This window comes from Clostridium oceanicum, assembly GCF_039521385.1.
Lineage (GTDB): Bacteria > Bacillota > Clostridia > Clostridiales > Clostridiaceae > Clostridium_F > Clostridium_F oceanicum.
The window spans coordinates 1-15,154 of sequence record NZ_BAAACG010000016.1 but is presented as its reverse complement, the minus strand read 5'-3'; the positions used below and the strand labels follow the sequence as shown (position 1 = coordinate 15,154).

12 protein-coding genes and 1 other annotated feature are annotated in these 15,154 nt (G+C 28.3%); all 12 genes read left to right on the top strand.

What is annotated here, in order from left to right; all coding sequences use genetic code 11:
- Positions 1-119 precede the first annotated feature (119 nt).
- The 12 genes from tilS to murD all read left to right on the top strand — a co-directional run bounded on the left by tilS (position 120) and on the right by murD (position 14,753).
- Positions 120-1,517: a tRNA lysidine(34) synthetase TilS gene (tilS, locus tag ABDZ71_RS15620; protein WP_343763059.1), complete on the top strand. Its 1,398-nt coding sequence runs from the start codon at positions 120-122 to the stop codon at positions 1,515-1,517.
- Positions 1,518-2,063, top strand: coding sequence for a hypoxanthine phosphoribosyltransferase (hpt, locus tag ABDZ71_RS15615; protein ID WP_343763056.1), 546 nt, complete (start codon positions 1,518-1,520; stop codon positions 2,061-2,063).
- 80 nt (positions 2,064-2,143) lie between these two features.
- Positions 2,144-3,949 (top strand): ATP-dependent zinc metalloprotease FtsH, encoded by a 1,806-nt coding sequence (gene ftsH / locus ABDZ71_RS15610; protein ID WP_343763055.1) that lies wholly within the window; start codon positions 2,144-2,146, stop codon positions 3,947-3,949.
- A 111-nt stretch (positions 3,950-4,060) separates the two neighbouring features.
- Positions 4,061-4,450: a thioesterase family protein gene (locus ABDZ71_RS15605; protein ID WP_343763054.1), complete on the top strand. Its 390-nt coding sequence runs from the start codon at positions 4,061-4,063 to the stop codon at positions 4,448-4,450.
- Between the two features lie 64 nt (positions 4,451-4,514).
- Positions 4,515-6,188, top strand: coding sequence for a formate--tetrahydrofolate ligase (locus ABDZ71_RS15600; protein WP_343763052.1), 1,674 nt, complete (start codon positions 4,515-4,517; stop codon positions 6,186-6,188).
- A gap of 148 nt (positions 6,189-6,336) precedes the next feature.
- Entirely contained in the window at positions 6,337-7,113 is a 777-nt protein-coding gene (locus tag ABDZ71_RS15595; RefSeq protein WP_343763051.1) for a type III pantothenate kinase, read from the top strand.
- 9 nt (positions 7,114-7,122) lie between these two features.
- A complete protein-coding gene (gene dusB / locus ABDZ71_RS15590; RefSeq protein ID WP_343763050.1) occupies positions 7,123-8,094 on the top strand; it encodes a tRNA dihydrouridine synthase DusB in 972 nt (323 codons plus the stop codon).
- 50 nt (positions 8,095-8,144) lie between these two features.
- On the top strand, positions 8,145-8,963 hold the full coding sequence (locus tag ABDZ71_RS15585) for a hypothetical protein (protein ID WP_343763048.1): 819 nt from the start codon (positions 8,145-8,147) through the stop codon (positions 8,961-8,963).
- A 151-nt stretch (positions 8,964-9,114) separates the two neighbouring features.
- Positions 9,115-9,597, top strand: a complete 483-nt coding sequence (greA, locus tag ABDZ71_RS15580) for a transcription elongation factor GreA (protein ID WP_343763047.1) — start codon at positions 9,115-9,117, stop codon at positions 9,595-9,597.
- A gap of 24 nt (positions 9,598-9,621) precedes the next feature.
- A complete protein-coding gene (gene lysS, locus ABDZ71_RS15575) occupies positions 9,622-11,133 on the top strand; it encodes a lysine--tRNA ligase (RefSeq protein ID WP_343763046.1) in 1,512 nt (503 codons plus the stop codon).
- A gap of 36 nt (positions 11,134-11,169) precedes the next feature.
- Positions 11,170-11,331: a binding site (T-box leader), on the top strand.
- Between the two features lie 70 nt (positions 11,332-11,401).
- A complete protein-coding gene (locus ABDZ71_RS15570; RefSeq protein ID WP_343763044.1) occupies positions 11,402-12,793 on the top strand; it encodes a glycine--tRNA ligase in 1,392 nt (463 codons plus the stop codon).
- A 583-nt stretch (positions 12,794-13,376) separates the two neighbouring features.
- Positions 13,377-14,753: a UDP-N-acetylmuramoyl-L-alanine--D-glutamate ligase gene (gene murD, locus ABDZ71_RS15565; protein WP_343763042.1), complete on the top strand. Its 1,377-nt coding sequence runs from the start codon at positions 13,377-13,379 to the stop codon at positions 14,751-14,753.
- The last annotated feature ends 401 nt before the right edge of the window (positions 14,754-15,154 follow it).

Sequence of the window (15,154 nt, the reverse complement as noted above, 5' to 3'; positions counted from 1 at the left end):
TTATTAATATTAAGTTTTATTACTTAGTTTTTAATATTCTTTTTTTTATTTCAAATTTTTCAAGCTACATTTATTTTATGATATAATAAGTTAATATAAATGATTAGGACGTGTTGAATGTGAAAAATGTAGTTATAAATACTATAAAAAAATATAATATGATAGAAAAAGGAGATAAAATTATAGTAGGAGTTTCTGGAGGACCAGATTCTATGTGTTTGTTACATCTTTTATATTCATTAAGAGAAGATTTAAGAATAAAGGAAATTTTTGTAGCGCATATAAATCACTGTATAAGAGGAAAAGAAGCAGATCAGGATGAAAAATTTGTGGAAAATTTTTGTCTTCAAAATAATATAAAGTTTTTTTCAAAGAGAGCAAATATAAATAAATTAGCAAAAGAAAAGGGTGTATCTTCAGAAAGTATAGGTAGAGAAATAAGATACTCATTTTTCTATGAATTAAAAGAAAAATTAAATGCTCAAAAAATTGCTTTAGCACATAATTGTAATGATCAAGCAGAAACAGTACTTATGAGAATTATGAGAGGAACAGGTCTTGAAGGACTTGGGGGAATAAAAGCTATAAGAGAAGGAATATATATAAGGCCTTTAATTTCCGTCTTAAGAAAAGATATAGAAAACTATTGTGATAGCAATAATTTAAAACCTAGAATAGATAGAACTAATTTGGAGACTATATACACTAGAAATAAAATAAGATTACAGCTAATTCCTTTTATAAAGGAAAATTTTAATGAAGATATAATAGGAACATTAAATAAGCTTTCTTTATCTGTTTCTAAAGATAATGAATACTTAAAAGAAATAGCTAATGAAAAATATAAAATATACTGTGATAGAAAAGGAAAAAAGGTTATAATATCCAAGGAGGCCTTTTTACAGCCAGAGGCTATCTTATCACGTATAATAAGAAAAGTTTTTTATAATATAAAGGGTAATTTATATAATTTTGAAAGTAAGCACATAAGTGATATTATAAATATTCAAAAAAGTGAAACAGGAAAATCAATAATGCTTCCTAATAATATAAAGGCAGAAAATGTATATAAAGATATACATATATTTATAAATGGTAAAAATAAAAAAGAAAAAGAATTATCTTTTTATAATTTAAAATTAGGAGATAACTATTTGAAAAAATTAGATATTTTAGTTAAACTTAATTTGGTGAATATATCTTATAAAGATAATTATAAAAATAAAGATAATGAATTAGTTCAGTATTTTGATTTTGACAAAGTTAATACTAAAGATATTATACTAAGAAATAGAAAACCTGGTGATAAGTTTACACCTTTAGGCATGAAAGGAAATAAAAAATTAAAAGATTTATTTATAGATTTAAAGATACCTAGAGAAGAAAGAGATAAAATAAATATTATATGTTTTAAAGATGAAATAGCGTGGATTACAGGTTATAGAACAAGCAATAAATTTAAAGTAGATAAAGACACAAAAAATATTTTACAAATAATAATCAAAGGTGGGATATAAATGAAGGATATGGCAAGTGATATAGAAAGGGTTCTAATATCAGAAGAAAAAATAAAAGATAAAGTATCCGAAATAGGAAAAAAGATAAGCAAAGATTATGCAGGAAAAGATCTAATGCTAATTGGTATATTAAAAGGATCTGTCCCTTTTATGGCACATTTAATGAAAGAAATAACAATTCCATGTACTATGGATTTTATGGCTGTTTCTAGTTATGGAAATTCTACTACATCATCAGGGGTTGTTAGAATACTTAAAGATTTAGACTTTGAAATAGAAGGAAAACACCTTCTTATAGTAGAAGATATAATTGATTCAGGAATTACTTTAAGTTATTTATTAAAGTATCTAAAAGGCAGAAAGCCTTTAAGTATAGATATAGCTTGTTTATTAAATAAACCAGATAGAAGGAAAGCTGATTTAGATGTAAAATATCTAGGATATGATGTTCCAGATGAATTTCTTGTAGGATATGGACTAGATTATGCAGAACATTATAGAAACTTACCTTATATCGGTATATTAAAAGAAGAAATTTATAAATAATTTATAATAAGATTGTTGTAAACATATATTCCATGTGATACAATTTTACATTATAAAACTAGAAAGAGAGGTTGGCCTATATGAAAAAAGTTTCAAGTGCAACGGCCTGGGTCATTGTGTTTGTGCTAGTTATAGTTTCAGCAGTGATGCTTGCTAGAACTGGTGATAACTCTACAGTAATCAACTTCAGTGAATTTCAGAAAAGTTGGATAGGAAATAATGTTAAAAGTTTTCAAGTAAAAGAAGATAGAATGACAGTTTCTGGTACTTTGAAGGATGGTACTCAATATGAAACAGTAGTTCCTTCAGAAAGATTGTTTCAATTTATAAATGAACATCCTAAGAATGGTCAAGTTAAAGAAATTTATGTAAAGCCAACATCAATTCCAGCGTGGGTTCAGTATCTACCAATGATACTAATAGTGCTTATGCTTTTAGGTTTTTGGTTTATATTCATGCAGCAGGCCCAAGGTGGCGGTGGAAATAGAGGAGTAATGAATTTTGGAAAGAGTAAAGCTAAAATGGCTACTCCAGACAAGAAAAAAGTTACCTTTAACGATGTTGCAGGTGCAGATGAAGAAAAACAAGAGTTAGCAGAGATAGTTGACTTTCTTAAATTACCGAAAAGATATATAGAAATGGGGGCAAGAATACCTAAAGGTGTTTTATTAGTAGGTCCTCCAGGAACAGGTAAGACTTTACTTGCAAAAGCTATTTCAGGAGAAGCAGGAGTTCCATTTTTCAGTATTTCTGGTTCAGATTTCGTAGAAATGTTTGTAGGTGTAGGTGCATCAAGAGTTAGAGACTTATTTGAGCAAGCTAAGAAGAATTCTCCTTGTATTATATTTATCGATGAAATAGATGCGGTAGGTAGACAAAGAGGAGCTGGTCTTGGCGGTGGACATGATGAAAGAGAACAAACATTAAATCAATTGTTGGTTGAAATGGATGGTTTTGGTGTTAATGAAGGTATCATAATGATAGCTGCAACTAATAGACCAGACATATTAGATCCAGCATTATTAAGACCAGGTAGATTTGATAGACAAATAGTTGTAGGAGCTCCAGATGTTAAAGGAAGAGAAGAAATATTAAAAGTTCATTGTAGAAACAAACCTTTATCAGATGAAGTTAAATTAGATATACTTGCAAAGAGAACTCCAGGATTTACAGGTGCAGATCTTGAAAATCTAATGAATGAAGCAGCGCTTCTTTCAGTTAGAAAAAGAAAATCTATAATAAGTATGGATGAACTTGAAGAAGCAGTAACAAGAGTTATAGCAGGACCTGAAAAGAAAAGTAGAGTAATAGATGAAGAGGATAGAAGATTAACAGCTTATCATGAAGCAGGTCATGCAGTTGTTATGAAGCTTTTACCTCATGCAGATCCTGTTCACCAAATAAGTATAGTACCAAGAGGAAGAGCTGGTGGATATACTATGCACTTACCGGAAAAAGATAGATCATATATGTCTAAGTCTAAGCTTCAAGAAGAGATAGTTGGTTTATTAGGAGGAAGAGTTGCAGAAAAACTTATAATAGGTGACATAAGTACTGGAGCTCAAAATGATATACAAAGAGCAACAACAATAGCTAAAAAGATGGTTATGGATTATGGTATGAGTGAAAAGTTAGGACCTATAAACTTTAGTTCAGGCCATGATGAAGTATTCTTAGGTAGAGACCTTGGAAAAGAAAGAAGTTTTAGTGAAGATGTAGCATTTAAAATAGATGAAGAAATAAAACAATTTATAGATAAAGCTTATAATAATGCTGAAACATTATTAAATGACAACATATCAAAACTTCATTCAGTAGCTAAGGCATTACTTGAAAAAGAAAAATTAGAAGCAGATGAATTTGAAGAAATTTTTAATGCTGGTTAACAAACAAAAGAACAGGAATATTCCTGTTCTTTTTTATATAATATAGATGTTGCAATTAATTTTGTGTATAATAATTTTATGGATATGATACTTAGAAATGAGGGATGTGTAATGGAATTAAACCTAAAAGAAGGCATGGAGAGTGTACTTGAGACTACAGTAACTTCTGAAGATACTGCTAGCAAATATGGATCTGGTAGCTTAGAAGTATATGCTACACCTGCTATGATAGGACTTATGGAAAATACGGCTAAAAGTTGTGTGGATTCTAAGTTAGATAGTGAATATTCAACAGTAGGCATAGCTGTGGATATAAAACATATAAAAGCTACAGCTGTTGGATTAAAAGTTAAATGTGAAGCTACACTTACAAAGATTGATGGAAAAAAACTATATTTTAATGTTAAAGCATGGGATGAAGTAGGAAAAATTGGAGAGGGAAATCACGTAAGATATATAGTTAATTCTAAAGAGTTTATGAAAAAGAACGGAATGGCATAATACATATAGATAAATAATTTAGAATATTTCAAAATTTTACTTATATTTGAAAGGTTGGATAGTTATGTGTAAATCAGATATACAAATTGCTCAAGAAGCTAATATGGAAAAAATAACAAAGATTGCTGATAAAATAGGACTAAAAGATGATGAAATAGAGTTATATGGAAACTATAAGTGTAAAATATCTTTAGATGTGTTTAATAGATTAAAAGATAAAAAAGATGGTAAATTAATTTTAGTTACAGCAATAAACCCTACACCAGCTGGAGAAGGAAAATCTACAGTAACAGTAGGACTTGGCCAAGCACTATGTAAAATGGGTAAAAATGCAGTAATAGCCCTTAGAGAACCTTCCTTAGGACCAGTATTTGGAATAAAAGGAGGGGCAGCTGGAGGTGGATACTCACAGGTAGTGCCAATGGAAGATATAAATTTACATTTTACAGGAGATATGCATGCCATAACTTCTGCTAATAATCTATTATCAGCAGCTATAGATAATCACATTCACCAAGGAAATAAACTTAAAATAGATGAAAGAAGAATTCTATTTAAAAGAGTTTTAGATATGAACGATAGAGCTTTAAGAAATATAGTAGTTGCTTTAGGAGGAAAGGTTAACGGATTTCCAAGAGAAGATGGATTTATGATAACAGTTGCTTCAGAAATAATGGCTATATTATGTTTAGCTAAAGATCTTGAAGATTTAAAAGAAAGAATGGGTAACATATTAGTTGCATACAATTTAGAGGGAGATCCTGTATATTGCAAGGAATTAGGGATAAATGGAGCTATGGCATTACTTATGAAGGATGCAATTAAGCCTAATTTAGTTCAAACTTTAGAAAATACTCCAGCTATAATACACGGAGGACCTTTTGCGAATATTGCTCATGGATGTAACAGTGTTTTAGCTACAAAAGCTGCTTTAAAACTAGGTGATTATGCTATAACAGAAGCTGGATTTGGTGCAGATCTTGGAGCTGAAAAGTTTTTGGATATAAAATGTAGAGCTGCAAATTTAAAGCCAGATTGTGTTGTTATAGTAGCTACAGTAAGAGCTATTAAACATCATGGAGGAGTAGCAAAAGGTGAATTAAATGAATCTAATGTAGAAGCAGTTAAACTTGGAATCAAAAACTTAGAAAAACATATAGAAAACATAAAACAATATAATGTTCCTATTGTTGTTTCTATAAATAAATTTATTACAGATAGTGATGAAGAGTTAAATTATATAAAAGAGTATTGTAAAGATTTAGGAGTAGATGTTGCCTTAACTGAAGTATGGGAAAAAGGCGGAGAAGGTGGAATAGAATTAGGAGAAAAGGTAGTAGATGTTATGGAAAAAGAAAAATCTAATTTTACTACTTTATATGATGAAAACTTACCTATAAAAGAAAAAGTTCAGATTATTTCCGAGAAAATATATGGTGCAAAAGCTGTTAATTACACAAAAGCTGCAGAAAAGCAAATAAAAGAAATAGAAAAATTAAATTTACAAAATAAACCTATATGTGTAGCTAAAACTCAGTACTCTTTATCTGATGATCCAAGTTTATTAGGAAAGCCAAGTGGCTTTGATATAACAGTAAAGGAAGTTAGGGTATCAAGCGGAGCAGGATTTATAGTTGTATTAACTGGTAATATAATGACTATGCCAGGATTACCTAAAGTACCAGCGGCTAATAAGATGGATATAACCAAAGATGGTGAAATATTAGGATTATTCTAAGTATAATTTAAACTTGACAAAATAATTTTAGCTGATAAAATAAAATTGTTAAATTGACGTTAAATGAAGAAAAGGGCAGCAAAGGTTGCTGCCCTTTATTAATTATATTTAGTTTTTGTATATTGCAAAATAGAAGGTGGTGCTTTAAGTGGTTTTAGTGCTAGACGTTGGGAATACTAATATAGTTTTAGGTATATATAAAAATGAAAAGTTAATGGTTAATTGGAGATTAGCTACAGATGATAAAAGAACCGCTGATGAATATGGTATACAAGTTATGGATTTGTTTACTAATAGCGATTTCCATATTAAGGATATAGAAGGAGTTATTATATCTTCTGTTGTTCCTAATATTATGTATTCTTTAGAACATATGATATTAAAATACTTTAAATTAAAACCTATAATTGTAGGCCCAGGAGTAAAAACTGGTATTAATATAAAATATGATAATCCAAGAGAAGTAGGAGCAGATAGAATAGTTAATGCTGTAGCTGCTCATGAACTTTATAAAAAACCTTTGATAATTATTGATTTTGGTACTGCAACTACATTTTGTGCAGTAACTAAAGAAGCAAATTATTTAGGGGGAACTATATGTCCAGGAATAAAAATATCTTCAGATGCTTTATTTGAAAGAGCAGCAAAACTTCCAAGGGTAGAACTTGTAAAAACTCCTACAATTATATGTAGAAATACAGTATCTAGTATACAAGCAGGAATAGCCTATGGATATGCAGGGCAGGTAGATTATATAGTAACCAAGATGAAACAAGAAATGATAGACTTAGGACAAGAAGAGCCTTTTGTAGTAGCTACAGGAGGGCTTGCTAAATTTATAAAACAAGAATCTAAGAGTATAGATGAAATAAATCATATTTTAACTTTAGAAGGCCTTAGAGTAATATATGAGAAGAATAGATAAGGTGATACTGTGAATATAGGAAATATATTATTTGAAAACAATGTATTTTTAGCTCCAATGGCAGGATTTACAGATATAGCATTTAGAGAAATCTGTAAAGAAGAACAATGCGGATTAGTTTATACTGAAATGGTTAGTTCTAAGGCTTTGTATCATGGAAGTGAAAATACTAAAAAGTTATGCAAAATATCAGATAAAGAAAAGCCTGTGGCACTTCAACTATTTGGTCATGAACCAGAAATAATGGCTAGTGCTGTAGAATTTTTTAATGACATTGAGGATGTAGCTATTATAGATGTAAATATGGGTTGTCCAGCTCCTAAAATAGTTAAAAACGGAGATGGATCTTCTTTAATGAAAGATCCTAAATTAGCTTCTCAAATTGTAAAGGCTATGAAAAAAGTTTCTAAAAAGCCTATTACTGTTAAGATAAGAAAAGGTTTTGATAAAAATAATATAAATGCAACAGAATTTGCTAAAGTATTAGAAGATTCTGGTGCAGATGCTATAGCTATTCATGGTAGAACAAGAGATCAGATGTATGAAGGAAAAGCTGATTGGGAAATAATAAAGGATGTAAAAAATTCAGTAAGCATTCCTGTTATAGGTAACGGCGATGTGTTTACCGCTGAAGATGCTTTAAAGCTTATAAATAAAACAAATTGTGATGGAATAATGATAGGAAGAGGATGCCAAGGGAACCCTTGGATTTTTAAACAGATTTATCAAAAGATAAAGGGATTAGATGTATATTATCCAACTCCATCAGAAAGAATAGATAAATGTATTAGCCATTACAAAAAAGCCATAGGGTATTTTGGTGAGTACAAGGCTGTTAGGGAAATGAGAAAGCATTTAGCTGCATACATAAAAGGTTTAAGAAATTGTACCGATGTAAAAGATAAGATAAATGCTGAAGGTAATAGTGAAAATGTGATTAAAGTACTAGAAAAATATAGAGAATATTTAAAAGGAATTTAAATATATTTAAAGCATAATATTATACTATATTAATAAATTAGGATGGTTATATGATACCTGTATTACATTTAAATTCAGATATTAAAAAGGCCTATTCAAAGGATAGTTTTATATCAAAGATAAAAGATAGATATAGTATAATATTTCAAAAGGAAAATAGAATAAGTGATTTAGATTTAGATATAATAAAGATTAAATTTCCCTGTAATTATAATAAGAAATCTTACTATAATAATTTAAATAAAGCTTTAAAGATATCAAAAAGTAAAGAATGTATAGTTGCACCTAATACAATTAGATTATTAGATTACAGAGTTTTAAATAGTTTTCAAAAGAATTTATTTTCATATAGTGTTGTAGAAAGTATAAAGACAATACTTACATTAAACAAAAGAAATATAAAGAATTCCTATATAGTTATATATGATGCAGCAGATGTAATAAATTTTAAAATTATAGAGTTTTTATCTACTAAGATAAAGTATATGATTTTAGTATCAGAAAATATGAAAAAGCTTGTAAGTATAAGTGAATATATAATTGCTAATTACGGTATAACACCTATAATTACTAAGAATTTAGAGAACGCATTAAATAAAGCGGATTTTTTTATATATTCTGGTAATGAAAAAATATATAAAGAAGTTCCTATATGGTATATAAATAATATGAATTTAAATAATTTATCTATGCAGGTAAATAGTGTAACCTATAAAGTTCCATGGGATGTATATGATATTGATTTTACTCCAGAGTTATTAGGAGGTATACTTTGTCAGATGGAAGAGAAAGATATAGAAAAGTCTCTTATATATAATGGAATTTCAATAGATAAAATAAAATATAATGATTATGTTATAGATTTATAGTATTATATGAAATCCTATAAGTAAAATGTTGACAGAAGAATATCCCTGATTTATAATAACTTAAATGTTGATGTTCATATGATTTAGAATAATACTATAAATGAATTGATAGATAAATGTGAATTTAGTACAATATGAAGGGGAGAGTAAAATGAGTGAGCCAAAAAAATATGTTATGACCTATGAAGGTATAAAAAAACTAGAGGACGAATTAGAATATTTAAAGACTACAAAAAGAAAAGAAATTACTGAGAAAATAAAAGTTGCTCTTTCTTTTGGAGATCTAAGTGAAAACTCAGAGTATGATGAAGCTAAAAATGAACAAGCTTTTGTAGAAGGAAGAATAATACAAATATCTAATATGCTTAAGAATGCTACTGTAGTAGATGAAAGTGAAATTCCAAAAGATGTTGTAAGTGTTGGAACAATAGTTAGAGTAAAAGATTATGAATTTGATGACGAAGAAGAATATAGCTTAGTAGGTTCTGCAGAGGCTGATCCTATGAATAATAAAATATCTAATGAATCTCCTGTGGGAAAAGGTCTTTTAGGTAAAAAAGTTGGAGATATAATTGAAATTCCAGTACCAGACGGAGTAAGTAAGTATGAAATACTAGAAATAAAGAGACATTAATCAAATATTGGAGGGAAAAGTGTAATGTCAAATGAAGATAACATAATGCACAGCATAGAAGAGGAATCAAATGAATTAATAAAGGAAAGACTTCAAAAGTTTAAAGATTTACAATCAAAAGGCAAAGATCCATTCGATGTTTATAAAGTAGAAAGAACTCATACTTCAAAAGAAGTTAAAGAAAATTATGAAGAATTAGAAGGAAAAAGTGTAACTGTAGCTGGTAGACTTATGTCTAAAAGGGTACATGGAAAAGCTGGGTTCTCTGATATCCATGATAGATATGGAAAAATTCAGTTATACATAAAGATAAATGATGTAGGGGAAGAAAAACTTAAAGAGTTTAAATCTTTTGATATAGGTGATATAGTAAGTATAACAGGAACTGTTTTCAAAACAAGAACTGGAGAAACTACAATACACATAACAGATTTTGAACTTGCAGCTAAATCATTAAGACCATTACCTGAAAAATTTCATGGTTTAAAGGATCCTGATTTAAGATATAGACAAAGATATGTAGATTTAATAATGAATAGTGAAGTTAAAGATACTTTCATGAAAAGAACAGCAATAATAAAATCTATGAGAGAATTTTTAGATAATAAAGGATTTATGGAAGTTGAAACACCAGTGTTATCACCTATAGCAGGTGGTGCAGCTGCAAAACCGTTTATAACTCACCACAATGCATTAAATATGGATATGTATCTTAGAATAGCACCAGAACTTTATTTAAAAAGATTAATTGTTGGTGGATTTGAAAAAGTATATGAAATAGGTAAGAATTTCAGAAATGAAGGAATGGATGTAAGACATAATCCTGAATTTACTTCTATAGAATTATATGAAGCCTATGCAGATTATAATGACATGATGGAAATAACAGAAAACATGGTAGCTTATATTTGTGAAAAAGTATTAGGTACTACAAAAGTTCAGTACCAAGGAACAGAAATAGATTTTACTCCACCATGGAACAGAGTAACTATGGTAGATGCAGTTAAAAAATATTCTGGTGTAGATTTCAATGAAATAAAAACACATGAAGAAGCTAGGGAAGTAGCTAAAGAAAAAGGTGTAGAATTAAAGAAAGACTTAAAAGACTGCACAAAAGGTGATATATTAAATGCATTATTCGAAGAATATGCAGAAGAAAAACTTATCGAGCCAACTTTTATATGTGATTACCCTGTTGAAATATCACCATTAACTAAGAAAAAAAGAGGAAACGAAGAATTTACTGAAAGATTTGAAGGATTTGTATTTGGAAGAGAAGTATGTAATGCTTACTCAGAATTAAATGATCCTATAGTTCAAAGGGATAGATTTGTTCAACAACTTAAAGAAAGAGAACTAGGTGACGATGAAGCTTATATGATGGATGACGATTTCATAAATTCATTAGAAATAGGTATGCCACCAACAGGAGGACTTGGAATAGGTGTAGATAGACTTATAATGTTCTTAACAGATACTTATTCTATAAGAGACGTTATATTATTCCCAACTATGAAACCTCAGAATAATAAATAAATTTAAGAGTATAATATTATAATAATAATTAAATATAAGAATGCGATGATAAAGAGGAGTAATAATAAGTGTTTTTAGAGAAGTTGTGGTAGGTGAAAACAACTAATTACTTATTATGAAAGGCGCTTTTGAGTAATATTTTGTAAAAGTAGGGCTATTGCCAAAAAGGGTGGAACCGCGAATATTTTCGTCCCTTTAATGGCATAGCCCTTTTGTTATATATTTTTAAACATTTATATAAATTTTTAAAATACGAGGAGGAAATTTTATGGCTTTTGAAAAAACTATGGATAAGATAGGATCACTTTGCAAAAATAGAGGATTTATATTCCCAGGTTCACAAATATATGGAGGACTAGCAAACTCATGGGATTATGGTCCTTTAGGAGTAGAACTTAAAAATAACGTAAAAAAAGCTTGGTGGAGAAAATTTGTTCAAGAAATTCCACAAAACATAGGAATTGATGCAGGAATATTAATGAATAGAGAAGTATGGGTAGCTTCAGGCCATGTAGGAGGTTTTTCTGATCCTCTTATGGATTGTAAAGAATGTAAATCAAGATTTAGAGCGGATAAGTTAGTAGAAGAGCATATGACAGAGCAAGGAGTAGAAAAAGCAAGTGCAGATGGCTGGTCAAATGAAAAGTTAAAACAATATATAGATGATAATGGAATAGTTTGTCCTAAATGTGGAGAAAAGAATTTTACAGATATAAGACAGTTTAATCTTATGTTTAAAACTTTCCAAGGAGTAACAGATGATGCTAAATCAGAAATATATTTAAGACCAGAAACAGCTCAAGGTATATTTGTTAATTTTAAGAATGTCCAAAGATCTGCTAGAAAGAAAATACCTTTTGGTATAGCTCAAATAGGAAAATCTTTTAGAAATGAAATAACACCAGGTAACTTTACTTTTAGAACAAGAGAATTTGAACAAATGGAAGTAGAATTTTTCTGCAAACCAGGTACAGATTTAGAATGGTTTAAATACTGGAAAGACTATTGCTGGAATTTCTTATTAAATTTAAATATGACAAAAGAAAATATAAGATTTAGAGATCATAGTAAAGAAGAGTTATCTCATTATAGTAGTTGTACTTCTGACATTGAATTCTTATTCCCATTTGGATGGGGTGAACTATGGGGAGTAGCTGATAGAACAGATTATGATTTAAAACAACATTTAGAGCATTCAGGAGAGGATTTAAGATATTTAGACCCTACTACTAATGAAAGATATATCCCTTATTGTATAGAACCTTCATTAGGAGCAGATAGAGTTGTTTTAGCATTTTTAGCAGATGCATATGATGAAGAAGAATTAGAAAATGGTGACGTAAGAAAAGTACTTCATTTCCATCCAGCATTAGCACCATATAAAGCTGCTATATTACCATTAAGTAAGAAATTATCTGATAAAGCTTTAGATGTATATAAAAAGTTAAGTAAAAAATTCAATATTGATTATGATGAAGCTGGAAGTATAGGAAAAAGATATAGAAGAGAAGATGAAATTGGAACACCTTATTGTATAACTATAGACTTTGATACTTTAGAAGATGAATCAGTAACAATAAGAGATAGAGATACAATGGATCAAGTTAGAGTTAAGATAGATGAATTAGATAAATTCTTAGAAGAAAAAGTGGATTTCTAATTTAAAACACTATATAAAAATAGTACTTTAATGTAAATATAGTAAAACCCTATATAATAAACCTTTAAAAAGTTTATTATATAGGGTTTTTAAATTTTAATATAAAAAAATCAGGTGATATTTTTAAATCACCTGAGAATGAAATAGGGTTTAATCATGGGGATATGTTATATGTTTAAATAAAACTTGGGGAATTATATTAGATTCTTACGGCACGAAAAAAATTATACCACTTTTTATTTTAATTTTCAACAATATATGATATTTTTTTTAAGAAAAAATGATTAATATGTATTAAAGTTACTTTTCAGAAAAAAATTAATTATTTGATTATTATTACATTTTAAAATAATGTATAATAATCTATGTAATTTAGTTTGTAGTTAAAAAATATGTTATAAAATAAATATATCAAATACAAATATATTTTATTCTATTAAGATATTTATATATATTTTTAAAATGATATAATGTAGAGGGATTAGTTAATATATGATTTTAATATTTTAACCATATATAAATAAACTCAAGTATTATAAAATTGATAGATAAACATTATGTTTTTTACTATGGAGGTTTATAAATGAATAGAGATTTTAGTGAATTTAAAGAATATATAAAAGGTAAAAAGACAGCTGTTGTAGGTATAGGTGTAAGTAATAAGCCATTAATTCATTTTTTAGCTAAATTAGGAGCTAAGGTTAGCGGTTTTGATAAAAAAACTAAAGAAGATTTAGGAGAAACTTATAATGAATTAACTAACATAGGTGTTAAATTAGTTTTAGGAGAAAATTATTTAGATAACTTAAAAGGATACGATGTTATATTTAAAACTCCATCTATGAGAATGGATATACCAGAACTTTTAAGTGCAAAAGAGGAAGGGGCATATATAACTTCAGAAATGGAAGAGTTTATAAAATACTGCCCAGCAAAGGTTCTTGGAGTAACAGGAAGTGATGGAAAAACAACAACAACTACCTTAGCATATGAAATATTAAAAAAGCATGGATATAAAACATGGGTAGGCGGTAATATAGGAACACCTCTTTTTTCTAATATAGAAGAAATGACAAAAGAAGATATGGTGGTTTTAGAGCTTTCAAGTTTTCAACTTATGACTATAGATGTATCACCTGAAATTTCATTAATAACTAATTTAAGTCCTAATCATTTAGATGTTCATAAAGATTTTAATGAATATGTAGAAGCTAAAAAGAGCATATTTAAACATCAAGACAAAGAAGATTTATTAGTTTTAAATAAGGATGATGAATTAACTAATTCTATAGATAAAGAAAGTAAAGGGAAAGTAATTAAGTTTAGTTTAAAGGAAAAAATAGAAAATGGAGCATGTTTACAAGATGGATTTTTAACTATATATGGTGATAAAATATGTAAAATAGAGGATGTTAAATTAAAAGGGATGCATAATGTAGCTAATTTATTAGCAGCATTTTGTATGGTTTATGAATATGTATCAGTAGATAGTATGAGATATGTAGCCACTAATTTTAAAGGGGTAGAACATAGATGTGAGCTAGTAAGAGAAATTGACGGAGTAAAATATTATAATGATTCTATAGCATCTAGTCCTAGTAGAACTTTAGCTGGTCTTAATGCTTTTGAAAAACCAGTTATTTTAATAGCAGGAGGTTATGATAAAAAAATACCTTTTAAACCTTTAGCAGAAGGTGGTTATAAAAAAGTAAAAACTTTAATACTTATGGGAGATACTAAAGAAAAAATATATGATGCTTTTAAAAAAGTAATAGATAAAGAAAAAATTCAAATTCCTATAAAAATAGTAGAATCACTTGAAGAAGCAGTAAAGGTAGCTAGAAGTATTTCAAATAAAGGGGATATAGTAACACTTTCACCGGCCTGTGCAAGTTTTGATATGTTCTCAAACTTTGAAATAAGAGGAAATAAGTTTAAAGAAATAGTTAATAACATATAAATTGATAGAAAAAAATGATTTAGTTAAAAGTTATAACTAGGTATATATAAACCACTTTAATCAATATAGCCTTATATTGATTAAAGTGGTTTTATTGTTATTTATGCAACTATACCTAGTGTATCAGTATGTTTAAAATGAAAAAAATATAAATAAATTAAAGAATTTTTAATTTAATTTTAAAATATAACAATACAGCATTACTATTTTTCGAGCTTTTATGATACAATATCAATTGTCGTCACGAAAGACGGCAAGAAATTGACAAATAAGTCAATAAAAAACATGTTGACAAACAAATTCAAACATGTTACTATATAAAAGTCGCATGAAGCGACAAGGTCTTTGAAAATTAAACAGAGGATAAGAATGAATTCTTATAAACCAACCAGTAATTAAGG

Excerpts from the sequence above, each read along its gene's own strand:
- hpt (WP_343763056.1), top strand. The coding sequence starts at position 1,518 with ATGAAGGATATGGCAAGTGATATAGAAAGGGTTCTAATATCAGAAGAA.
- ftsH (WP_343763055.1), top strand. The coding sequence starts at position 2,144 with ATGAAAAAAGTTTCAAGTGCAACGGCCTGGGTCATTGTGTTTGTGCTA.
- ABDZ71_RS15605 (WP_343763054.1), top strand. The coding sequence starts at position 4,061 with ATGGAATTAAACCTAAAAGAAGGCATGGAGAGTGTACTTGAGACTACA.
- ABDZ71_RS15600 (WP_343763052.1), top strand. The coding sequence starts at position 4,515 with ATGTGTAAATCAGATATACAAATTGCTCAAGAAGCTAATATGGAAAAA.
- ABDZ71_RS15585 (WP_343763048.1), top strand. The coding sequence starts at position 8,145 with ATGATACCTGTATTACATTTAAATTCAGATATTAAAAAGGCCTATTCA.
- greA (WP_343763047.1), top strand. The coding sequence starts at position 9,115 with ATGAGTGAGCCAAAAAAATATGTTATGACCTATGAAGGTATAAAAAAA.
- lysS (WP_343763046.1), top strand. The coding sequence starts at position 9,622 with ATGTCAAATGAAGATAACATAATGCACAGCATAGAAGAGGAATCAAAT.
- ABDZ71_RS15570 (WP_343763044.1), top strand. The coding sequence starts at position 11,402 with ATGGCTTTTGAAAAAACTATGGATAAGATAGGATCACTTTGCAAAAAT.
- murD (WP_343763042.1), top strand. The coding sequence starts at position 13,377 with ATGAATAGAGATTTTAGTGAATTTAAAGAATATATAAAAGGTAAAAAG.